The sequence below is a fragment of the Nocardioides agariphilus genome (assembly GCF_015352445.1).
GTDB classification, from domain to species: Bacteria; Actinomycetota; Actinomycetes; order Propionibacteriales; family Nocardioidaceae; genus Nocardioides; species Nocardioides agariphilus.
Genome location: NZ_JADKPO010000013.1, coordinates 1 through 21,808 on the forward strand (window position 1 = coordinate 1; position 21,808 = coordinate 21,808).

At 70.1% G+C, this 21,808-nt stretch carries 22 protein-coding genes and 1 tRNA gene; 16 read left to right on the plus strand and 7 right to left on the minus strand.

Annotated features, from left to right (window positions below; all coding sequences use genetic code 11):
- Positions 1-422 precede the first annotated feature (422 nt).
- The 3 genes from ISU10_RS10980 to ISU10_RS10990 all read left to right on the plus strand — a co-directional run bounded on the left by ISU10_RS10980 (position 423) and on the right by ISU10_RS10990 (position 2,534).
- Positions 423-947 (plus strand): nucleotidyltransferase domain-containing protein, encoded by a 525-nt coding sequence (locus tag ISU10_RS10980; protein ID WP_194696448.1) that lies wholly within the window; start codon positions 423-425, stop codon positions 945-947.
- A gap of 228 nt (positions 948-1,175) precedes the next feature.
- Complete coding sequence (locus ISU10_RS10985; protein WP_194696449.1) at positions 1,176-1,970, plus strand: FkbM family methyltransferase; 795 nt, start codon at positions 1,176-1,178, stop codon at positions 1,968-1,970.
- Between the two features lie 12 nt (positions 1,971-1,982).
- On the plus strand, positions 1,983-2,534 hold the full coding sequence (locus tag ISU10_RS10990) for a mycothiol transferase (protein ID WP_194696450.1): 552 nt from the start codon (positions 1,983-1,985) through the stop codon (positions 2,532-2,534).
- Here ISU10_RS10990 and ISU10_RS10995 read toward each other — a convergent pair.
- Positions 2,496-3,239 carry a TrmH family RNA methyltransferase gene (locus ISU10_RS10995; protein ID WP_194696451.1) on the minus strand — a complete coding sequence of 248 codons (744 nt, stop codon included), beginning with the start codon at positions 3,237-3,239 and terminating at the stop codon, positions 2,496-2,498. The two genes, ISU10_RS10990 and ISU10_RS10995, sit on opposite strands and share 39 nt — an antisense overlap.
- Before the next feature lie 191 nt (positions 3,240-3,430).
- Here ISU10_RS10995 and ISU10_RS11000 point away from each other — a divergent pair, with 191 nt between their 5' ends.
- Positions 3,431-4,411 carry a sulfotransferase family protein gene (locus ISU10_RS11000; RefSeq protein WP_194696452.1) on the plus strand — a complete coding sequence of 327 codons (981 nt, stop codon included), beginning with the start codon at positions 3,431-3,433 and terminating at the stop codon, positions 4,409-4,411.
- 4 nt (positions 4,412-4,415) lie between these two features.
- On the opposite strand, the gene ISU10_RS11005 is transcribed toward ISU10_RS11000, so the two are convergent.
- Genes ISU10_RS11005 through ISU10_RS11030 form a run of 6 tightly spaced genes read right to left on the minus strand, consistent with a single transcriptional unit; the run spans position 4,416 to position 11,597 of the window.
- Positions 4,416-7,130, minus strand: a complete 2,715-nt coding sequence (locus tag ISU10_RS11005; RefSeq protein ID WP_194696453.1) for a stealth family protein — start codon at positions 7,128-7,130, stop codon at positions 4,416-4,418.
- Positions 7,127-8,056 carry a hypothetical protein gene (locus tag ISU10_RS11010; RefSeq protein ID WP_194696454.1) on the minus strand — a complete coding sequence of 310 codons (930 nt, stop codon included), beginning with the start codon at positions 8,054-8,056 and terminating at the stop codon, positions 7,127-7,129. The genes ISU10_RS11005 and ISU10_RS11010 overlap by 4 nt, the downstream gene beginning before the upstream one ends.
- Positions 8,057-8,070: 14 nt before the next feature.
- Positions 8,071-8,610, minus strand: coding sequence for a hypothetical protein (locus ISU10_RS11015; protein WP_194696455.1), 540 nt, complete (start codon positions 8,608-8,610; stop codon positions 8,071-8,073).
- On the minus strand, positions 8,607-9,722 hold the full coding sequence (locus tag ISU10_RS11020; protein WP_194696456.1) for an ATP-dependent DNA ligase: 1,116 nt from the start codon (positions 9,720-9,722) through the stop codon (positions 8,607-8,609). Before ISU10_RS11020 ends, ISU10_RS11015 begins: the two co-directional genes overlap by 4 nt.
- A 10-nt stretch (positions 9,723-9,732) precedes the next feature.
- Complete coding sequence (locus tag ISU10_RS23545; RefSeq protein WP_194696457.1) at positions 9,733-10,419, minus strand: DapH/DapD/GlmU-related protein; 687 nt, start codon at positions 10,417-10,419, stop codon at positions 9,733-9,735.
- The gene (locus ISU10_RS11030; protein WP_194696458.1) at positions 10,416-11,597 is read right to left on the minus strand and encodes a glycosyltransferase family protein; all 1,182 of its coding nucleotides are present in this window, start codon (positions 11,595-11,597) and stop codon (positions 10,416-10,418) included. The genes ISU10_RS23545 and ISU10_RS11030 overlap by 4 nt, the downstream gene beginning before the upstream one ends.
- Positions 11,598-11,731: 134 nt before the next feature.
- Between ISU10_RS11030 and ISU10_RS11035 the strand changes: the two genes are divergently transcribed.
- From ISU10_RS11035 to ISU10_RS11090, 12 genes are all read left to right on the plus strand, one after another.
- Positions 11,732-11,810 (plus strand) — tRNA-Gln (locus ISU10_RS11035).
- A 1-nt stretch (position 11,811) separates the two neighbouring features.
- Positions 11,812-13,311: a bifunctional UDP-N-acetylglucosamine diphosphorylase/glucosamine-1-phosphate N-acetyltransferase GlmU gene (glmU, locus tag ISU10_RS11040; protein WP_194696459.1), complete on the plus strand. Its 1,500-nt coding sequence runs from the start codon at positions 11,812-11,814 to the stop codon at positions 13,309-13,311.
- 31 nt (positions 13,312-13,342) lie between these two features.
- The gene (locus ISU10_RS11045; RefSeq protein ID WP_194696460.1) at positions 13,343-14,329 is read left to right on the plus strand and encodes a ribose-phosphate diphosphokinase; all 987 of its coding nucleotides are present in this window, start codon (positions 13,343-13,345) and stop codon (positions 14,327-14,329) included.
- Between the two features lie 3 nt (positions 14,330-14,332).
- Positions 14,333-15,469 (plus strand): FAD-dependent oxidoreductase, encoded by a 1,137-nt coding sequence (locus ISU10_RS11050; protein ID WP_194696461.1) that lies wholly within the window; start codon positions 14,333-14,335, stop codon positions 15,467-15,469.
- A gap of 160 nt (positions 15,470-15,629) precedes the next feature.
- Positions 15,630-16,409: a hypothetical protein gene (locus ISU10_RS11055; RefSeq protein ID WP_194696462.1), complete on the plus strand. Its 780-nt coding sequence runs from the start codon at positions 15,630-15,632 to the stop codon at positions 16,407-16,409.
- A 162-nt stretch (positions 16,410-16,571) separates the two neighbouring features.
- On the plus strand, positions 16,572-17,249 hold the full coding sequence (locus tag ISU10_RS11060; protein ID WP_194696463.1) for a 50S ribosomal protein L25/general stress protein Ctc: 678 nt from the start codon (positions 16,572-16,574) through the stop codon (positions 17,247-17,249).
- A gap of 59 nt (positions 17,250-17,308) precedes the next feature.
- On the plus strand, positions 17,309-17,905 hold the full coding sequence (gene pth / locus ISU10_RS11065) for an aminoacyl-tRNA hydrolase (protein WP_194696464.1): 597 nt from the start codon (positions 17,309-17,311) through the stop codon (positions 17,903-17,905).
- Between the two features lie 24 nt (positions 17,906-17,929).
- Positions 17,930-18,727, plus strand: coding sequence for a 3'(2'),5'-bisphosphate nucleotidase CysQ (locus ISU10_RS11070; protein ID WP_194696465.1), 798 nt, complete (start codon positions 17,930-17,932; stop codon positions 18,725-18,727).
- A gap of 199 nt (positions 18,728-18,926) precedes the next feature.
- A complete protein-coding gene (locus ISU10_RS11075) occupies positions 18,927-19,112 on the plus strand; it encodes a hypothetical protein (RefSeq protein ID WP_194696466.1) in 186 nt (61 codons plus the stop codon).
- A 48-nt stretch (positions 19,113-19,160) separates the two neighbouring features.
- Positions 19,161-19,565: a VOC family protein gene (locus ISU10_RS11080; RefSeq protein ID WP_194696467.1), complete on the plus strand. Its 405-nt coding sequence runs from the start codon at positions 19,161-19,163 to the stop codon at positions 19,563-19,565.
- A 2-nt stretch (positions 19,566-19,567) separates the two neighbouring features.
- Complete coding sequence (locus ISU10_RS11085; RefSeq protein ID WP_194696468.1) at positions 19,568-20,443, plus strand: alpha/beta fold hydrolase; 876 nt, start codon at positions 19,568-19,570, stop codon at positions 20,441-20,443.
- Positions 20,413-21,783, plus strand: coding sequence for a serpin family protein (locus ISU10_RS11090; RefSeq protein WP_194696469.1), 1,371 nt, complete (start codon positions 20,413-20,415; stop codon positions 21,781-21,783). Before ISU10_RS11085 ends, ISU10_RS11090 begins: the two co-directional genes overlap by 31 nt.
- The last annotated feature ends 25 nt before the right edge of the window (positions 21,784-21,808 follow it).

A 21,808-nucleotide genomic window follows, 5' to 3' on the forward strand; every position in this document is an offset into this window, starting at 1 on the left:
CAGCCACTCGGCCGACCACCCGGACCACCGCCACACAAAACGCAGGGCGAACCCCCATCCTGAGGGTTCGCCCCATGCCGATGTCCCGAGACATCACAGAGGAGCGCCCGTAGGGATTCGAACCCCAAACCTTCTGATCCGTAGCCTTGGCGGGCTTGCGCAGGACCGGGCAGACACGCTCGACCACGCCGCCGCGGGCTGTCAGGCAGGCCCACGAGTGCGCCGTGGTGCAGCCGCGTTGCAGCCATTGTCGCCGTCAGGCCGCGAGTCGGAGAGGTTAGTCGGCCTGCGTCTGACCGCCCGCTTGTCGGACGCACGGATCTGCCGATGAGCGTGCATCGTGTCGCCCGGCGGCACTCGTCGTTGGTGGTGCACCGCGATTTGGCTCTCGCTGACCAGCGCTGACCGCGCTTGAATGAGCCATGACGCAGCAGTCGAGTGACGACGACCGAGGATTCTCGATGGTCAGAAGTGCCTCCGACGCTCTGGACGGGGCAGGGCTGGAGCACTGGTTCTTCGGGGGATGGGCCGTCGACCTGTGGGTGGGCCGGCTCACGAGACCGCACGAGGACATCGACGTCCTGGTCTGGCGACGCGACGAGGGCCGCGTCCACGAGGTGCTTCAGGGAGCCGGGTGGGTCCACACGCCGACTCCAGAGGACCTGGTTGGCACCAACTACGCACGGGACGGCTACCAGCTGCAGCTGACCTTTGTCGTGCCCGGTTCCGAAGGAGGTGTCGTCGTGCCCGTCCCCGAGCAACCGATCGTGCTCTCGAGCGGGCCCCTGGCATTCGCACGCCGGAACTTAGACGACCTATCCGTAAGAGTGCTGACGCTGGAGATGATGCTCGCTACCAAGGGCACCCCGCGTCCCGACGAGGTGGGCGGTAGCAAGGATCGCGCCGACCTTGCTGTCTTGCGCTCAGTGGCCGAGTCGCCTTCATAGCCCAGTGCCATCTCGCTCAGACCCTCAGCAACGACGCGGTTCCGAGCGCGCGCGTCCGAGTTCGACCACGGTGAGGGCATGGCACACCCGACATTCGGCCCTGCCGCGATGAGCGCGGTCGTGCCGATGACAGGGCACGCTCGGCACCCGAGGGCGGCGGAGCTCGGAGCACGGTGAGGCAGGTCGGATGGCCTGAGGTCTCCGCGCACGTCAGATAGCGTGGCTTGAGTGCCTCTCATTCGACGGTCCAAGCAGACTTCACCGGCCGGCGACGACGGACACGAAGTCTTCGGGATGCGGGCACACGTCCGAGAGTTTCGGGAGACGACCTTCTTCGTGCCCGAGTACGCGGCGCACAAGCCTGTTGCCAAGCGCATCCTCAGTGGCAGGTTGGTCGTCCCGAGGCTTCACCAGCTCGTGCGAGATGTTCTGGCCCACCGCCCGGGCAGCATGGTTCACGCGGGTGCCTTCTTTGGCGACATGCTCACGTCCTTCTCCCGCAAGACGCCCGGGACGGTCTATGCGTTCGAGCCGGTGCTGGAGAACTACCTGTTCGCACATGCGGCCGTGGAGGCGAACCGGTTGGACAACGTGTTGCTATTTCATGCCGGCCTCGGATCAGACAACGCGCTCGTCCAGGTCGAGACCGAGAATGCCAATGGGCGCCACCTCGGCGGTATGTCCTACATCATTCAGCCCGAGCGCCGGCGACCGCCGCTCAACACACAACGAGTTCCCCTGCTCACCGTGGACCAGTTCAAGATTCCCGACCTGTCACTCATCCAACTGGACGTCGAGGGATACGAACCATTCGTACTGCGCGGTGCCGAGCGGAGCATCGCGGCACATCGTCCGGTGATCGTGGTCGAGGACACGGTCGGCCGTTGCGCCGACCTGCTCAGCGCCTGGCGATACGTCGAGGTCGACGTCCCGCTCAACCTCGACCGGGCCTTCATCCCAGAAGAGCAGATGGATGAGCTGCTTCCCGTCGTGGGCGCTGAGGCTTCCGCAGATGATTCTTGAAGGGTCGGTCTCATGAACGGCGAGCCAGAGAGCGCAGTACGCGACGAGGCAAGCGGGTTCGCGGCGTACCTCTCCTACTACCGCGAGCAGATCGTCGAAGGCGTCTCGGCGCTCACCCCGGAGGAGCAAGGGACGACCCGCATCCCCTCGCAGTGGACGCCGATCCAGCTGCTCAGTCACGTGCTGCACATGGAACGTCGGTGGTTCGTCTGGGGGTTCCTGGCCGAGGACGTGGTGGACCCGTGGGGTGATTGGGACCGGGAGCAGCCGTGGGATGTGCCTCCTGGGGAGCCGCAACCGCGTTGGGAAGTTCCGGACCACATCACCGCCGAGGACCTGGTGCCGCTGTTGCGTGACCTCGGCGAGCGGACCACCCGCATCCTGGCAGAGCGCGACCTCGACGAGGTCGCCCCGCCGTCGCTGCGTTGGGACCACACCAACGGCATCCCGACGCTGCGCTGGATCTGCTTCCACGTGCTCCAGGAGTACGCACGGCACGCCGGTCACCTCGACATCGCCGTCGAGCTAGCGCATGCGAGCGCGGGCGTCGAAGAGGAGCACTGACGCGGAGGCGGCGACGTTGAGCGAGTCGGCGCGGCCGCGCATCGGGATCGAGACCCGCGTGAGGTCGGGCGTGCGCCACTCGGCGGCGACGCCGCTGCCCTCGGAGCCCACGACGATCGCGGCCTTGCCCGGCCCGTAGTCGACGGCCAGGTAGTCGACGGCGGCGGCCGGGTCGGCGACGTACGTCGTGAAGCCGGCCGCCGTGAGGTCGCGACGAGCCCGGGCCACCGAGTCATAGGTCAGCACCGGGAGCGTCAGCACCGTCCCGCGGCTGGCCTCGAAGACCTTGGGGTGGGTGAGCCGGCAGGTGGCGTTGGTGAGCACCAGGCCGTCTGCGCCCGCGGCGTCGGCGGTGCGGATGAGCGTGCCGAGGTTGCCGGCGTACTCGATGCCGTCGGCGACCAGCACCAGCCGTGAGTCCGGACGCAACACCTGCGCCGGTCGCCACTCCGGGAGGCGTACGACGGACAGCAGCGCGGGTGCGGACAGCCCCGGATGCACCCGGGCGAGGGCTCGCTCGGAGATGTCGAGGGCGGCGTCATGGGCGACCTCGCCGCACCGCAGCGTGACCTCCGGCCGGATGCCGAGATGGGCGAGGTACTCATGCTGCCAGCGTCCGGCGACAGCGACGAGGCGCTCGTGACGAGGGAGCAGGTTGCGGCGGGCCTGGGAGTAGAGGCGCGCGGCTGGAGACAGCGTGGGCATGAGGGGCTCCGGCGGAGTGGCTCGCCTGACCGAGCGTCCCTCGATGACTCGTGACGGGGCGCTACCCCCGGCACGCGCGGTACGTCGGTCGTCAGGCCGCCGATCGGGGCCTGGCTGCGGTCACTCCGTGATTCCCATGCCGCGAGGGTAGGAGTGCGAGGCCTCACCGGGCACCTGAATATCCTGGGCCCGTGCCAGCACAAGAGGGTCAGGTCAAGCTCGTCGTCGTCACGGGCTCGGGACGCAGCGGCACGAGCAGCGTGGCGGGCACGCTGAAGCGGCTGGGCCTCTACATCCCCCAGCCCGAGGTGGAGACCGACGAGAACAACCCACGCGGCTACTACGAGCCGCTCTGGGTGGCCGAGTTCCACAAGTGGCTGCTCAACCCGATCCCCGTGCGCACCATCGACTCGCGGCCCAATGCCGGCAAGATCGCCAAGAAGCACGTCACCCCGGAGGTCGAGCAGCAGCTGCGCGACTGGCTGCGCGAGCAGATCGCCACCGGAGAGAAGCAGATCCTGCTCAAGGACACCCGCGCCTACTGGGTCTACGACCTGTGGCAGCGGATGGCCGAGGAGTTCGGTGCACAGCTGACCAGCCTCACGATGCTGCGTCACCCCGCACAGGTCGTGCGGTCCCGCGACACGGCGTACCTCAGTGACATGACCCGCCACTTCCGCCGCCAGCGCGAGACGACCAACGTGGCGGCCTGGATCAACGCGGCGTTCGAGACCGAGCGCGTCACCCGGGGCAACCCGCGGGCCTTCGTGCCGTATTACGACCTCATCGGCGACTGGCGGGCGGCGATGAAGCGGGCCGGCGAGCAGCTGGGGCTGAGCTTCAACGACGTCAGCGGGCACCACCCCGTCGACGACTTCATCGACGTCAGCCTCAACCGCTCCAACCCGGACTGGGAGGGCCTCGAGGTCGCGCCGGGACTCGTCAAGCTCGCCGAGCAGTCGTGGGAGGCGATGAACGCCCTGGTCGAGTCGCCCGACGACCAGGCGGCGATGAAGCGGATCGACGCGCTGCGCCAGGAGTACGTCGACCTCTACTGGTCCTCGGCCGCGATCGCGCTCGACGAGACGACCGCGCAGGTCGCCAAGGTCCGCCAGAAGCTCAAGGCCAAGCTGGCCGAGGCCGAGGCCGAGATCGAGCGACTGAAGGGCTAGTGGCTCAGCCGCCCTTCTCCCAGGGCGCCGCGATCGGGAAGTACGCCTGCATGAAGTCGTCGACGAGCTGGTCGACCTTGGCCTGACGGAAGCCCAGGTCGTGGTGGTCGGCCAGGCAGAAGAAGTCCTGGTCACGTCCGAGCAGCTGGTTGAGCTGCCAGCCCAGGATCGGGTGGGCGATGTTGAGGAACACCGTGTCGGCGGTCGCCGGGTAGGCGGTGCCGGTCAGCAGGCCGTAGTGCTGCGCGAACGAGCTCAGCGTGGAGACGTCGGTGTCGGACCTGAACGGCGAGCGGGTCGTGGCGCTGATCGCCTCGGCGAAGCGGGCCTCGATCTCGGTCAGCACCGAGGTCCGCAACGCGTACGGCGCATGGGCCAGCGCGTTGGTCGTCACCGCACCGAACTCCTCCTGGAGCAGGCGTCGGTTGTTCCACGCCGCCTTCAGCCAAGGTGGCGAGCCCGGCAGGTCGCTGAGCCCGATGGTGGCCTGGGCGAAGAACACCGAGGACAGACCGGCCGGGCTGAACAGGGTCTCGGGGCGGATCGGACGGCCGAGGAAGAAGTCGTCGTTGAAGTAGAGCCAGTGCTCCGCCAGGCCGGGGATGTGGTGCAGCGAGGTCTCGATCGCGTGCGAGTTGAACGTCGGCAGCGCCTCGGCCGGCATGATCTCGGCGTGCGGCACCACCCGGATACCGGGGTGGTCGAGGTCGAGCCAGGCCGGCACCTGACCGCTGGTGACCAGGTAGATGGTGCGTACCCACGGCGCGAACAGGTGCACCGACCGCAGCGAGTAGCGCAGCTCGTCGCGGGAGACGAACCGGGCCCGACCGCTGGACTCGCGGGTGTGGACAGTCGACGAGGCCGAGCCCGGGAGCCCGGCGATCCGGGCCTCGCGCGCGGCGTCCCACTCGGGGTCGTTGCCGTCGACCCAGGTGTAGACGACGTCGATCGGGAACCGGCACTCGCTGACCGTCGGGACCGCCATCAGGGGCAGGGTCCGCACCTCGACCCCGTCGATGACGTGGTCGACCACCCGCTCCTCGGGCGGGATCCGGGTCGTGTAGGGGTTCGGGCCGGGAGAGACCAGGTAGCCCTCGACGTGCCGCTCCCAGAACTGCACCTCGACCGAGCAGCCCTGCCCCGCGACGGTCGTGCGTCCCTCGACCTCGGGCCAGGGCTCCAGGAACACCCGCGGTGTCATGCCGCGCCGGAGGTCGTCGCCCAAGAAGCCCGGGGTGCCGCGGCGCTCGGGCCAACCGTGCTGCGCGGGGTCGCGAAGCGAGAGGTACGGCGGCACGCCCAGGCCGCCCACGGCCTTGAGGAACCCGTCGCGGTCGGCCATGGGTAGCACCACCACCGGAGCCCCCGCGCCATGGGCGGGGATCACCAGCCACTCGTCACTGCTCTCGGTCGCCGCCTTGACCGCCCACGCCAGTGCCGCCTCGCGCACCTGGGCAGGGGTCAGACCAGCGGCGTCGACCGGTCGACCACCCGAGCGACGCCCCGGCTTGGCCGCGCCGGCGGCCAGCGCCCGGGAGACCAGCCGGCCCGACGACGTACGACGGGTGCGGGCGGACGAGAAGACGCCCACCCAGCGTTCGGCGATGGCGAAGGCGTCGTACTGGCGGGAGGTGCGGTAGGCGCCCTCACCGAGCGCGTGGCGCAGGTCGACGTCGGTGGCCAGCCGGAGGAGAGCGGCCGCCATCCCGGCGATGGAGTCGGGGGAGACGAGCAGCCCGTTGACCTCGTGCTGCACGATCTCGCGCGGCCCGGACGCGCAGTCGTAGCTGGCGACCGGCACTCCCGCGGCCATCGCCTCCTGCACGATCAGCGGGAACCCCTCGGTGCGCGAGGTGAGTGCGGTGATGCTGGCCTTGGCCCACTCGGGGCGCATGTCGGCGACGGCCCCGGGCAGCTCGACGCGGTCGTAGAGGCCGAGCATGCGCACCAGGCGGACCAGCTCGCCGCGCTTGTCGCCGTCGCCGAAGATACGCAGCCGCCAGTCGGGGAGCCGGTCGGCGATCTGGGCGAAGGCCTCGATGAGGCGGTTGAACTGCTTCTCCTGCACGAGCCGACCCGCCGTGACGATGACCGGGTTGTCGAGGCGCGAGCGCGGCGTGAAGCCGAGCGGCAGTGGGTTGGGCACCACGACGATCTCGGGAGACGAGTCGCCCAGCTGGTCGTGCATCCAGTCGGCCATCGCCGGGGTGAACACCGCGACGACGTCGGCTCGAGGGGCGAACGTCAGGAGCGGTTCGAGGCCCGAGGTGCGATCGGAGGTCGACCGGTGCTCCTGGTGCACCACGACCGGGTCGGGGGGCAGCAGCTGGATGGCGGCGGCCAGCAGGCCCGGGGTCACCGTGACCAGGACGTCGAGCTTGAGATGCGGCAGCACGCGCTCGAGCCCGACGTCGCACAGGCCGGTGAACTGGCCGTCCCAGCGCGCGGGGACGAGCAGCGACGCGGCCTCGTGGAGAGCCTTGGCCCGCGCGGGTGCCAGGTCGACGCCGGGTACGGCGGGTGCGTCGCTGTCGCGCACGTCCACGAGGTAGCGCACCTCGATGCGCTCGTCGATCTCGTAGTGCGGTCGCTCGCCGCTGCGGGTCACCGACAGGAGCGTCACGTGGTGGTCGGCGGCCAGGGCGTTGGCCTGGGTGATGGCAGCACGTGAAGTGCCGCCCATCCCGTCGAGGTTGAAGACGAGGTAGCCGATCCTCATCGGGTCGCCTCCGGCTTCGGCCGGCGTACGCGCAGGACGCCGTCGGCCAGCCAGCGCCAGACGACGGACCAGGGCTGGGCCTCGTCGTCGCCCTCGCGGTTCTGGATCTGCGGGAGGAGCACGGCTCCCGCGGGCCTGGCCATCTCGTTGGCGCGCCTGCGCACCGGCAGGTCTCCGGCGTAGACGCTGGCCGAGAGACCGTCTCCTGCGGGGATGTCATCGGGGGTGACCGAGGCGGTCGCGACGCCACGTCGGTGCGTCAGCGGCAAGGTCGTCAGGACCTCGCCGCTCTCGTCGTCGACGAGCCTGAGGTCGGACCCGTCGGGAGCCCCGGTGAGGCGCAACGTGACGACGTCGTCGGCGTCGATGTCGATGTCGGCGAGCAGGGCACCAGCGGGAGCCGGCTCACGGACCAGCTCGAGCGTGCCGTCCTCGCTGCGCGTGGTGCGCCACTGGAGGGCGTCGCCGGCCGGCACGCGGACCAGGTCGTTGCGGGGCAGGGGAGGCGTCCACACCTCGAGCACCTTCCCGCCCGGTGCCGTGATCACCACCTCGAACCGGGCGTCCACGGCGCCGGGCAGAGCGGACAGGTCGCTGCGAACCGACCGGAAGCGGGGGTCGTCCTCGGCGAGGTCGCTGACCAGCGGGATGAGCTTCTCGGTGCCCGAGGGCCGCAGCGCCAAGGTGCCGGGTGTCGCGTCGACGGCGAGCCACAGGTGGCGTCCGTCGAGCACCCCTGCGAAGACCGCGCGGGGGCGGTTGCCGCGGGCGTCGAGAGGTCGGTGCGGCTCGATGCGTTCAGCGACCCGGTCGCCCAGTCGGCTGCTGACCTGGTCGGCGATGCGTTCGCGGGCCTGGCCGGCGAGGTCGCGAGCGGCGGGCAGTCGGTCGGCCAGCTGCTCGCGCAGCCGCCGGGTGACCTTCACCGGAGCGACTTTAGTCAGAGTCCGCTGATGCCCTCGCCGCCGCCCGCCTGCTCGTCGAAGTTCTCGTGCTCGAGCAGGTGGAGGATGGGTACGCCGAGCTTGCGCCGGGCTCGCGAGGTCCAGTCGAGGTGGAAGAACTCGGCCACCACGTGGGGGCGGGTCAAGATGATCGCCTCGCGGCCGTTGACGGCGGAGAGCTCGGTGGCCAGCGCTGCGATCGGGTCGTCGCCGACGACCTTGCCCACGACCGTGGCGCCGGCTGCACGCAGCGATTCGAGCGTCGTCGACAGCTCGTTGCGGGAGCGCTCCTCGGAGTCCTTGCGGACAGCGTCGACGTCGACCTCCTGCATGCCGAGGGTCGGGTTGCCCATCAGCTCGCCTCCGGAGAGGGTGCCCATCGACGCCTCGATGCGGGCAGCCGCGTCCTCGATCGGCAGCAGCACGTGATAGGCGACGGGATCGTCGAGCTCCTCGTGGAGCGAGAGCACCTGGCGGGCGTCCTCGGGGGTGAGCGCCTGCTCGACGAGCAGGACGACGTCGTAGGTCTCGCTCATGGGTTCTCCTGATCGGTGGTGGAGCCTGTCGAGGCCCCGAGGATACGGCCGAGATCGTAGGAGACCACCTCCTCGAGCTGGTCGTAGCCGCACGACTCGGGGTCTCGGTCGGTGCGCCAGCGGCGGAACTGGGCGGTGTGCCGGAACCGCCGCCCCTCCATGTGGTCGTAGGCGACCTCGACCACCAGGTCAGGGCGCAGCGGTGTGAATGAGAGGTCCTTGCCCTGGCTCCAGCGGCTCTGCGTGCCGGGCACGCGGTCGGGGTTGGCGGTGAGGAACTCCGCCCACCGGCCCCACGGGTGCTCCTCGATCGGGACGACGAGGGGTTGCAGCTCGGCCCACAGCTCGGCTCGGCGCTTCTCGGTGAACGACGCGCTGACGCCGACGTGCTGCAGGCCGTCCTCGGTGTAGAGCCCCAGCAGCAGGCTGCCGAGCAACGGCCGTTCGCGAGTCGAGGTCTTGTGCTCACGCATCCCCGCCACGACGCAGTCAGCGGTGCGCTCGTGCTTGATCTTGAGCATGGTGCGGGCGTTCTGCTGATAGGTCGCCCCGAGCGGCTTGGCGACCACGCCGTCGAGCCCGGCGCCCTCGAACCGGCTGAACCACTGCTCGGCGACCTCGGGGTCCTCGGTCGTGCGGGTGAGGTAACAGGGTCCGTCCAGCCCGGCCAGTGCCTTCGCCAACGCCGCCCGGCGCTCGGCGAACGGCCGGTCGACGTACGACTCGTCGCCGAGGGCCAGCAGGTCGAAGGCGACGAAGCCGGCAGGGGTCTGCTCGGCGAGCAGGTTGACCCGCGAGGCCGCCGGGTGGATGCGCTCTTGGAGGGTCTCGAACTCGAGGCGATCTCCGAGGGCCACGAACAGCTCGCCGTCGAGGACGCACCGGGTGGGCAGTTGCTCCTTGACGGCCGCGACGACCTCGGGGAAGTAGCGGGTGAGGGGCTTGGTGTTGCGGCTGGCCAGCTCCACCTCGTCGCCGTCGCGGAAGACGATGCAGCGGAAGCCGTCCCACTTCGGCTCGAAGCTCAGGCCGCCGTGCTTGGCCGGGTCGGGGATGCCCTTCACGGACTTCGCCAGCATCGGCTGCACGGGCGGCATGACGGGGAGGTCCACCCCGCTGACCCTAGTTGAGGGGTCGGGCGGGTACGCCGGCCACGGTGACGCCGGGAGGTACGTCGTGGGTGACCACGGCTCCGGCTCCCACCACGGCGCCGGCCCCGACCTCGACCCCGGTGAGGATCTGGGCCGCACTGCCGATGTTGCTGCCTCGCCGCAGGACCGCTGGCGCGGGGTCCTTCCCGATGGCGCCCATGGTGATGCCGGCCAGCATGATCACCATCGGACCGAGGAAGCAGTCGTCCTCGACGAGGACGCCCGTGGCCAGCCCGCAGTACCCCTGCATCCGCACACGCTCTCCGACGACCGCGTCGCGTCCGATCGTGCAGGCGTGGCCGATCGAGGTGTCGGCCCCGAGCCGGGAGCCCTCGCGGACCAGCGAGTGGTCGCCGACGTAGACGCGGGCTCCGATCCAGGCCCCGGCGCTCACGGTGGAGTGCGAGCCGACGATCGCCCCGTCGCCGAGGTGGGTGGAGACGGGCATCGCCTGCGGGCTCTTGGAGCCACCACCGAGAGCCGGAACCTTGCCGAGCACCACAGCGTCCTCGATGACCACGCCGGCGCCGAGGACCACCCCGGCGTGGATCACCACGTTGGCGCCGATCACGGCGTCGCCGGGGACGTCGACTCCCGCAGCGACCAGCAGCTGCGGTGCCCGGTCGGAGGGCTGCAAGGAGAGTGGGTTCCCAGTCATCGCTGACGCACCAGTCGCAGCGCCTCGCCGAGCCGGACCCAGCGCCCCTGACGCAGCACCTTCTCCCTGGCCGCCACCCGCCGCCCTCGCGCCCTGGCCTTGTCGCGGTCACGCTCGGCGCGGCCCAGGTCGTCTCGGGCGGTGGCGAGCTCGGTGGTCACCTGCCGCAGCGACGACTGGAGGTTGATCACCTCCACCTCGGCCCGCCACCGCAGGCGGACCTGACGGGCCAGCTCGCGGGCACCATCCGCCCCGCGCACGACGTGGGGCGCCAGCTGGTGGCACAACTCGGACAGGCCGGTGGCGTGGAGCCGGGCATCGTGGTGCTCGAGGATGAGCTGGCGGTTGAGGCCACCCATGTCGCGGTCATAGGACGCGAGGTCTTCGCGCAGCCTGGCGGCGTCGACCACCTCGGGGAACGCCAGCCCGGCGAACCCGTTGGCCTCGATGGCCGGATAGCTCTCCGCGGTGACCCAACCGTCGGCTCCGAACACGTCGTAGACGTACGCGGGCCGTCCGCATGCCATCGCGTCGAGCACCGCCCGCCCCTTGCCGACGACGATGTCGGCGGCCGCGATGTCCGCCTGCGGCTGCAGGGTCGGCCGGGTCGCCGAGCCGACCTGCACGAGCTCGACGCCCATCTCGCCCCAGGTCTCGACCAGGAGCCGGCGCGCGGGACCCGCGAGGTAGTTGCCCAGCAGCAGTGCGCGCTGCGGCGTGGGGTGCGGGTCGCCTCGCGGCGTGAGCCACTCGGCGTCGATGGGTTGACGCATCCGCACCAGTGGCAGGTCGGCGTCGAGAGCCTCCAGGCGCGTGGCCGTCCGGTCGTTCATCACCACCACGGCCTGCACGGTGCCGCTGACCAGGGGTGGCTGCTGGATGTCGTAGAGGATGCTGTGGCAGACGTAGACCTGGGGCACGCCGGGCCACCGGCCCGCCATCTCGTAGGCCATCGCCGCGTCCTGGGAGATCACCACGTCGTCCGGCTGGTCGAGGTCCTCGGGGCGCCCGACGACGTCGACGCCGACTCCGCGTGTCAGCTGGGCCATGTCGCCGAGGCGGGAGGAGTAGACGCGGACCTGGTGGCCCAGCCGCTGCAGCTGCTCGGTGATGGTGTGGACGTAGGTCTCCGTGCCGCCGACTCGGTGGTAGTTCTCGGTGGCGATCAGGATGCGCACGCGCCAACCTTCGCCGGTCGAGCCCCGCGAGCGCCAGCGAGCGGATGTCGAGACCGTGCGGCGTCGGGCCTATCCTTCGGTGGTCTATCCCCTTGGGTTAGCAATCCCCGGTTGGGCTGCCAGCCGGACAGCATTCCCCGGTTGGTCTGCCGGCAGGGCCCGCCTGACTTTGAATCAGGACTAGCGACGTAGGTTCGACTCCTACCCGGGGAGCATGAGCGAAGCCGTGCACGATCACGAGCTCACCGTCGTCGTCTTGGCGGCTGGTGGTGGCACCCGGATGAAGAGCAAGACCATGAAGGTGCTCCACCAGGTGTCGGGGCGCAGCATGGTCGGCCACGTGCTGACCGCTGTCCAAGGCGTCAAGCCGCGCCGCATCGTCGCCGTGGTCGGCCACCAGCGAGATGAGGTCGGGCCGCACATCCGCCAGCTGGTGCCCGACGTGGTGCTGGCCGTCCAGGACGAGCAGCGCGGCACGGGGCACGCCGTACGCATCGCCGTCGAGGCGCTCACCGAGCGGCTGATGGGTGCGCCCCTGCGCGGCACCGTGCTGGTGGCGTACGCCGACACCCCGCTGCTGCAGGCCGAGTCGCTGCGGGCGTTCGCCCAGGAGCACGAGGCGGCCCAGCGGGCGGTCAGCATCCTGTCTGGTGTGGTGGCCGACCCGTTCGGCTACGGCCGGGTGGTGCGTGGCGACGACGGTGACGTCGAGGCGATCGTGGAGGAGAACGACGCCACCCGCGACCAGCGGGAGATCCGCGAGATCAACTCGGGGATCTTGGCCTTCGACGCGGAGTTCCTGGTCGGGGCGCTGCCGCGGCTGAGCAACGACAACGCCAAGGGCGAGTACTACCTCACCGACACCGTCAAGATCGCCCGCGACGACGGGCTGCACGTCGGAGCCCACCTCATCGACGACGTCGGGCAGACCGAGGGCGTCAACGACCGCGTCCAGCTCGCCGAGATGGGTCGCGAGATGAACCGCCGGATCGTCACCCAGTGGATGCGCGAGGGCGTCACGGTGATGGACCCGGCCACGACCTGGATCGACGCCGACGTGAAGCTGGAGCCGGACGTGACGATCCTGCCCGGGGTCCAGCTGCTCGGCGCGACCGTCGTCGCCGAGGACGCCGTGATCGGGCCCGACTCGACGCTCAAGGACTGCGAGGTCGGAGCCGGGGCCCGCGTCGTGCGAGCCCACGCCGAGCTCGCGGTGATCGGCGAGGCCGCCAGCGTCGGGCCTTTCGCCTACCTGCGGCCCGGCAGCCTCCTCGGGGCGGGCGGCAAGATCGGCACCTTCGTCGAGGTCAAGAACTCCGAGATCGGTCCGGGCGCCAAGGTGCCGCACCTGTCCTACGTCGGCGACGCCGAGATCGGCGAGCAGGCCAACATCGGCGCCGGCACGATCTTCGCCAACTGGGACGGGGTGGCCAAGCACCACACGCGCGTCGGCAGGCTGGCCCGCACCGGCTCCAACAACACCTTCGTCGCGCCGGTCGAGATCGGCGAGGGCGCGACGACCGGCGGTGGGACCGTCGTACGCCGCAACGTGCCGCCCGGCGCACTCGCCGTGTCGGGCGGACCCCAGCGCAACCTGGCCGGGTGGGTGGCCAGCAAGCGCGCCGGGACGCCGCAGGCAGCGGCCGCCGAACAGGCGCTGGAGGGCGACACGGAGCCCGGTGGTGTGCCCGCCGATGACGGTGAGGGACACTAGACCCGTCACAGGGGAACCGCACTCAGGAGCGATGCGCGTGAGCGGACTGAAGAAGACCACCAAGAAGAACCTGATGGTCTTCAGCGGTCGAGCACACCCCCAGCTCGCCCAGGAGGTCGCCCTCGAGCTCGGCACGCGGCTCGTCCCGACCTCCGCCTACGAGTTCGCCAACTCCGAGCTCTACGTCCGCTACGAGGAGTCGGTCCGCGGCTGCGACGCCTTCGTCATCCAGAGCCACACCGCTCCGGTCAACGAGTGGATCATGGAGCACCTGATCATGGTCGACGCCCTCAAGCGGGCGTCGGCCAAGCGGATCACGGTCGTCCAGCCGTTCTACGGCTACGCGCGTCAGGACAAGAAGCACCGCGGTCGCGAGCCCATCTCGGCGCGGCTGATGGCCGACTTGTTCAAGACCGCCGGCGCCGACCGGCTGATCTGCGTCGACCTCCACGCCGACCAGATCCAGGGCTTCTTCGACGGGCCGGTCGACCACCTGATGGCGCTCCCCATCCTGGCCGACTACGTCCGGGAGAAGTACGCCGGCCAGCAGCTGGCCGTCGTCAGCCCCGACGCCGGCCGGATCAAGGTGGCCGAGCGCTGGTCGGCGCGACTGGGCGGTGCCCCGCTGGCCTTCATCCACAAGACCCGCCGCGAGGACCGTCCCAACGAGGTCGTCGCCAACCGCGTCGTCGGGCGCGTCGACGACCGGATCTGCGTGCTGGTCGACGACATGATCGACACCGGCGGCACGATCGTGCAGGCCGCAGAGGCCTTGATGGCCGACGGAGCGGCGGGCGTCGTGATCGCGGCCACCCACGCACTGTTGTCCGGTCCGGCGGTCGACCGCCTCAAGAACTGCTCGGCGGCCGAGGTCGTGGTGACCAACACGCTCCCGATCCCGTCAGAGAACCTCTTCGACAAGCTGACGGTGCTCTCGATCGCACCCCTGCTCTCCCGGGCGATCAAGGAGGTCTTCGAGGACGGCTCGGTGACCTCGATGTTCGAGGGGCACGCCTAGCCCATGCGCACGGACCTCCTCGTCGTCGGGGCGGGTCCCTACGCCTACTCCGCCGCGGCCTACGCCCGCGAGCGGGGCATCGACACCCACGTGGTCGGCGTCCCGATGGCGTTCTGGCGCGACCAGATGCCGGCCGACATGTACCTCCGGTCCGGGCCCGACTGGTCGCTGGACGCAGCGGGTGCCGACTCCTCGGGCGATTCCTTCGCGGCGTACTTCGAGGACGCCGGCCTCGACCCGGCCGACGTCGACCCCATCCCGATCGGGGTCTTCCTCGACCACACCGAGTGGTTCGCGCGACGCAAGGGCCTGCGACCCGACCAGCGTCTCGTCGCCAACCTGGGCAAGAACGGTGCCTTCGTCGCGACGATGGACGACGGCTCGACGATCGCCGCCGACAAGGTGTTGGCCTGCCCTGGGATCGCGCACTTCACCCAGCTGCCCGCGTGGCACGCCGACGTACCTGCCGATCGCCGGAGTCATACCAGCGAACTCGTCGCGTTCGACGACCTCGCCGATCGGCGAGTGGCCATCATCGGCGGCCGCCAGAGCGCCTACGAGTGGGCGGCGCTCCTGTGCGACCACGGTGCCGCGAAGGTCGACGTCGTGCACCGGCACGCGACACCCGCGTTCGAGAAGGTGAGCTGGACGTTCGTCGATCCGCTGGTCGAGCAGACGCTGGCCGAGCGGGGCTGGTGGCGCAACCTGCCCGCCGCACGACAGCACGAGATCGCGCTGCAGTTCTGGCAGGTCGGCAGGCTCACGCTCGAGTGGTGGCTGGCACCGCGACTGCGGCCCGAGGTGGTGACGAGCCACCCGGAGACCGTGGTGCTCTCGGTGGCGGCCGACGACGCCGACGTCACGCTGTCGATCTCCGACGGCGGCGAGCTCGCGGTCGACCACGTGGTCTTCGCATCGGGATACCAGGCCGACCTGGCCGCGGTGCCCTACCTCGCCGGCGTCCTCGACCAGATCGCGGTCAGCGACGGCTTCCCCGACCTCAGCCCTGGTTTCGAGACCTCGCTGCCCGGGCTCTTCGTCACCGGGTTCGCATCGACCCGCGACTTCGGCCCCTTCTACGGCTTCACCAAGGGCTGCCCGTCCTCGGCCCGTCTAGTCGTCCGGGAGATGTTGGCCTGAGTGTGGCGGCGGGCTTCGCCCGGCTTCCGCGTGGGCCGTCACGTGCTGCCACCAATGTGGGCGTTCTGTGCACTTCTCCCTCTAGATGGTGCGAGCGCGGCCTCCCTACGGTCCTCCACGGCCTGAAACCAGGCCAGACCGGGACGAGAGGCAGCATCGGATGGAGACGAGCAGTCGCATGCTCACACGCAGGACCGTCACGCAGGGCGCGGCTTGGACCGTGCCGGTCGCGATCGTGGGGGTCGGCGCTCCGGCGTACGCCGCCAGTGGGTGCGTCGTGCAGACCAGCTTCGACAACCTGACGGTGGGGCAGATGCCCGGTGTCCTGACCTTCCTGCCCTCGAGCGTCACCGCGACGATCGCCTACTCCTCGACCGGGAACGGCGGGGACCCGACGCCGGGCGACACGGGAGAGGTCGCCCGCACGTCCACGACCCCTGCGTGGAACTACATCGAGATCGAGATGCTGTCACCGCTGGTCAAGGACGACTCGGTGACGGTCACCATCACCCTGAGCGAACCGGTGAGCAACCTGGGCTTCCGGATCCACGACATCGACAACGACACCAACGACTCCGGAGGAGTCGCCTGGAAGGACCGCGTCGTCGTCGACACGCCGGGGTTCGGCTACGCGCGCGGGTCGAGGCTGACGGGCATCGGCACCTCGACTGACCCGTTCCGCAACACGGAGTTCGAGGATCAGGCCATCGACTCCGGCTTGAACTTCGTCGACCTCACCTGGGCGGGACCGATCCAAGTCGTGTCCTTCACCTACAAGGCGGGAGGTGACGGCTCCTCGGGGAACCAGCACATCGGCCTGGGCAACATCAGCTTCACCGACTGCGTGGCGGCCTCGAAGTCGTCCCTTCCTGCATCGTCGACCCGCCGGTCCCTTGTCGCCGGCGCGTCGGGCAGCCGCCGGCAAGACGGCGACAGCTGAGCGCGGCTCCACGATTGGCTCCGGTGCAAAGCGGCCTCTAGACTCGTCCGGTTGCCTCGGCGAGGGCATCCCACCGGGATGCCGTGATCGACTGGGCCGGCTCTCATCGTGCCGCCCTGTGAGTCCGCCCGGGGTCCTGAGACCACCAGCACGAGGAGAAGCATGGCCGCCGAGAAGATCACCGCCGAGAAGCGCACCGAGTTCGGCAAGGGCGCAGCTCGCCGGATCCGTCGCGACAACAAGATCCCTGCCGTCGTGTACGGCCACGGCAACGACCCGATCCACCTGACCCTGCCGGGCCACCAGACGATGATGGCGCTCAAGCACGGCGGAGCCAACGCGCTGCTCGAGCTCGACATCGACGGCAGCCCCCAGTTGGCGCTGACCAAGCAGGTCCAGGTCGACCCGCTGCGTCGCGTGCTCGAGCACATCGACTTCGTCGCCGTGCGTCGTGGCGAGAAGGTCACCGTCGACGTGCCGATCCACACCGTCGGCGACGCCGCACCCGAGACCCTGGTCGTCACCGAGAACGCGACCGTGCAGGTCGAGGCCGAGGCCACGCACATCCCCGAGTTCATCGAGGTGGACATCGAGGGCGCCGCCGCCGGCACCCAGATCCACGCGTCCGACCTCGTGCTGCCCTCGGGCACCACGCTCGTGGTCGACCCCGAGACGCTCGTCATCAACGTCACCCAGGCCCAGTCCGCCGAGGCGGTGGAGGCCGAGCTCGCCGAGGCCGAGGCCGGGGTGGGCACCGTCCACGAGGAGTCCGACGCCGAGGCCGGCGCCGACGAGGGCGCTCCCGCCGAGGGCGAGTCCGCAGGCGGCGACGAGGAGTGATCCTCGAGCGGTTCAGGAGGTTCCTGCCTTTCCTGGGCCGTGCGATCCAGGAGGATCTCGTGAACCCCACCGGCGACGTCTGGCTCGTCGTCGGCCTGGGCAACCCCGGGCCGACCTACGCCGGGCACCGGCACAACATCGGCTACCTGGTCCTCGACGTCCTCGCCGAGCGGATGGGCTCCTCGCTGCGCGCCCACAAGTCCGGTCGCGCGGAGGTCGTGGAGGGCAGGCTCGGACCGATCGGGACCGACACCCCGCGGGTGGTGCTGGCGCGCGCTCGCTCTTACATGAACGAGACCGGTGGTCCCGTCTCCGCGCTGGCGAAGTTCTACAAGGTGCCGCCCGAGCGGGTGATCGCGATCCACGACGAGCTCGACATCCCGTTCGGGGCGCTGCGGCTCAAGCTCGGTGGCGGCGACAACGGCCACAACGGCCTGCGGTCGATGCGCTCCTCGCTGGCCACCGGCGACTTCTACCGGGTGCGGGTCGGCATCGGTCGGCCGCCGGGTCGCCAGGACCCGGCCGACTACGTGTTGTCCAACTTCTCCTCGGCCGAGCGCAAGGAGCTCGACATCAACCTCGTCGAGGCGGCCGACGCGGTCGAGTCCCTGATCACCGACGGGCTGGAGCGCACGCAGCAGCGCTTCAACCGCTGAAGTGGCCCTGACTAGGGTGACCGTGTGACGAGCAATCGGGGCCACCATGACCGCACGCCGCCCGATGGCGCCGATGACCACGTGCTGGCCGAGTGGCTGGCGACCGTCGCCGGCGAGCGGCTGCTCGAGGTGCGAGCAGAAGGTCTCGAGGGACGCGAGCTCAAGGACGCCGGCGACCAGGCCGCCCACGACCTGCTGATGAGGTTGCTCGCGACGATCCGGCCGGAGGACTCGGTGCTCTCCGAGGAGGGCCTGGAAAGGGATGTCGACAAGGCGAAACGGTTATCGGCCAAGCGGGTCTGGATCGTGGACCCGCTCGACGGCACTCGTGAGTTCTCCGAGATCCCGCGCGACGACTGGGCCGTGCACGTGGCGCTGTGGGAGGACGGCGACCTGGTGGCAGGCGCGGTCGCCCAGCCGGCGCTGGGCGAGACGTTCAGCACCGCCGCGCCCCCCGTCGTACCCGATCGCAGCTCCGAGCGCCCGCGCATCGCGGTCTCGCGGACCAGGCCACCCGCTTTCGTCGAGGCATTGGCCGCCGAGCTCGACGCCGAGCTCGTGCCGATGGGCTCGGCCGGCGTGAAGGTCGTCTCGGTCGTCCGCGACATCACCGATGCCTACGTCCACGCAGGCGGCCAGTACGAATGGGACAACGCCGCGCCGGTCGCGGTGGCCAGGTCCGCTGGTCTGTTCTGCTCGCGCATCGACGGCTCGGAGCTTCGCTACAACCAGGACGACGTGTCTCTCCCCGACCTGATCGTGTGCCGGCAGGAGCTCTCCGAGGCCATCCTCGACTTCGTGCGGGTCCACGGTACGGACTGAACCGACTAGACCGGTCCACACCACCTGCGGGCCCTGCGAGCCGGATCTGGAACCACCCCAGGCCCTGGTGGGTCGCCCCCAGGTGACCCGTTCGGACTATCTCGATGAGATTCCGGATGCGTTGGGGACGAAACGGACGTATCTCTCGGCGCCCTCGACCATCCTTACCAAGGTCACGCGAACAGGAAGGAGCAGGGCCATGTGGGACACCGCCGAGCAGACCGGGCACCACCTCTCGCACGAGATGCCCTGCACCGAGTGCGGGCACGCGCCGCACACCTTCTTGCCGTGCAGCGACACCTGCGACTGCACCCCGCGCCCCATGCCGGGCTCGACCTCTGGGGGCAGCATCTCGGGCCGCACGATCGACCTCGTCCTGCGCTGAGTGTTTATCCCCTCGCCGAGCCATTGACCGGTGGGGCAGGGTCGGACCATGACCTGCTTCGTCTCGCACACGACCGTCGACTGCCACAACGCCTATGAGCTCTCGGAATGGTGGAGAGCGCTGCTGGGCTACGAGATGGTGGCCGATGACCCCAACGAGCCGGGCCACGAGGAGTGCATGATCCTCGACCCCGCCACCGGTCACCGGATCCTGTTCGTCGAGGTCCCCGAGGGCAAGGAGGGCAAGAACCGTCTGCACCTCGACCTGGTGCCGCGCTCGGGGACGCGCGACGAGGAGACCGACCGCGTGCTCGGAGCAGGAGCCTCGATCGTCAGCGACCTGCGCGGTCACTGGGGACCCGGCACCGGATGGGCCGTGATGGCTGATCCCGAGGGCAACGAGTTCTGCGTGCTCCGCACCCAGGCCGAGCGCACAGCCCAGTCAGCGAGCTGACCGTGGACCTCACCGTCGGCAGCACCACCCTGTACGTCCGTCGCTGGGGCGAACCCGGCGGGCGTCCGCTGCTCTTCCTGCACGCGCTGGGTCCCGCGTCCTCGGCCGCGTTCCTCGGCCTGGGCGTGCAGCCTCTCGTCGACGCGGGCTTCGACGTGGCGGCGCCCGACCTGCCGGGGTACGGCGGATCGCCCCCGCTCGACCCTGATGACTACGCGGTCTCGAGGCTCGCCACCTTGATGGTCGAGCTGGTGGGGACCTTGGACTGGCCGAGGTTCGACCTCGTCGGTCACAGCTGGGGCGGCGCGATCGCCTGCCACCTGGCGGCCGCCTACCCCGAGCTCGTGCACTCGCTCGTCCTGGTCGACAGTGGCCACCTCGACTACGCCGAGACCCCCGGCGTCGACCTGGACTCGACCATCGAGGAGCTCTGCGAGGCAGCGGAGGCCGGACGGCTGCGGCTGCCCGACCGGGAGCACGTGGCCGAGCTGATCGGCACCGACGTGGACGACGTCCTGGTCGACGCGTTCCTCGAGGGTATGCAGCCCGATGACGAGGGGCGCCTGGTCTCACGCACCCCGGGTCGCGCCAGCGGCGCGGCGCGCTACCACCTGGCACGCGCCAAGCAGTCGGAGACCTGGCCGTTGATCGCAGCCCAGCGCATCCCCACGCTCTTGCTGCTGGCCACGGAGCCCGAGCAGGCCCGGCAGCTCAACGAGATGGGCGCAACGCGCTTCGCTGCCGCCGTGCCCCAGGCCGACGTGCGCTGGGTCGAGGGGGCGACCCACTCGCTGGTCACCGACGAGCGCGAGCGGTTCGGCCAGACGGTCAGCCAGTGGGTGAGCCAGTGGCTCGTCCCCGGAACCACCTCGGGCTGACGGGCGTCCCACGAACCATGCTGAACGGGTTGGCTCGCCGCGACGTCCTCAAGATCCTCGGGCTTGCCGCCCTCGCCACCTCGTCGTCGGCCCTGGTGGCCTGCAGCGACAACAGCGGGCCGGCCATCGCGACCGATCCCGGTGTCGTCGCTGCGCAGGTGGATCGTGAGGCGGGGGACCCGAAGCTGATCCCGGGCGTCGTCGACGCGCTGAACCACCTGACCGGCGGCCTGTACGCGCAGCTGTCGAGCCAGCCGGGCAACCTCGCGTTCTCGCCGTACTCCGTCGCCGTCGCGTTGTCGATGACGCGCAACGGCGCGGCCGGCAAGACCGCGGAGGAGATGGACCAGGTGCTCGGTATCGGCGACCTCGCCGCGCACAACGGCGGCATCAACGCCCTGACGCAGGCCGTGGAGGGTCTCGCGGGCACGTTCGAGCAGGAGGGCGCCGACCCGGCCGTGATCGCGCTCGACAGCGCCAACGCGCTGTTCGGCGACGGCTCGGTGACGTGGAGCGACGACTTCCTCGAGACGCTGGCCCGGTCCTACGGCGCGGGGATGCGGACCGTCGACTACATCGGGCACACCGAGGACGCGCGCACGAAGATCAACGGCTGGACCGCCGAGCGCACGCACGACAAGATCCCCGAGATCATCCCCGAGGGAGTGCTCGACGAGCTGACCCGACTGGTGCTCGTCAACGCGCTCTACTTCAAGGCGCCGTGGCAGTTCCCGTTCCAGGAGACCCTCACCTCCGACCGGCCGTTCCACCGGTCCGCGAGCGACACCGTCGACGTACCGACCATGGTCGCCTCGCTCGAGGGGGCGGGGTACGGCGAGGGTGAGGGCTGGCGGGCCGTGCGGCTTCCCTACGTCGGCGGCACGCTGGCCATGTCGGTGTTGCTGCCGGACGAGGGGGCGTTCGGTGATCTGGAGCAGAAGGTGGCCGGCGGGCAGCTGGCCGTCATCTTGGGCACGGCCGTGACCGATGCGATGGTCGAGCTGAGCCTGCCACGGTGGAAGTTCCGCACCGAGGCGTCGTTGAAGGACGCGTTGACCGCGCTGGGGATGCCGATCGCCTTCTCGCTGGACGCCGACTTCACAGACATGACCGACGAGGTCGCCGATCTGCACATCGGCGCCGTCTTGCACCAGGCCTTCGTCGCCGTCGACGAGCGCGGCACGGAGGCGGCCGCGGCGACGGCGGTGGTCATGCAGGACGAGTCGGCACCTGCCGTGCGTGTCGAGGTCGTGGTGGACCGGCCGTTCCTGTTCGTGATCCACGACGTCGAGCACCTGACGCCGCTGTTCGTGGGCAGGGTCGCCGATCCCACCGCCTGAGGCCTGTCGGCGGCGTGACCTAGAG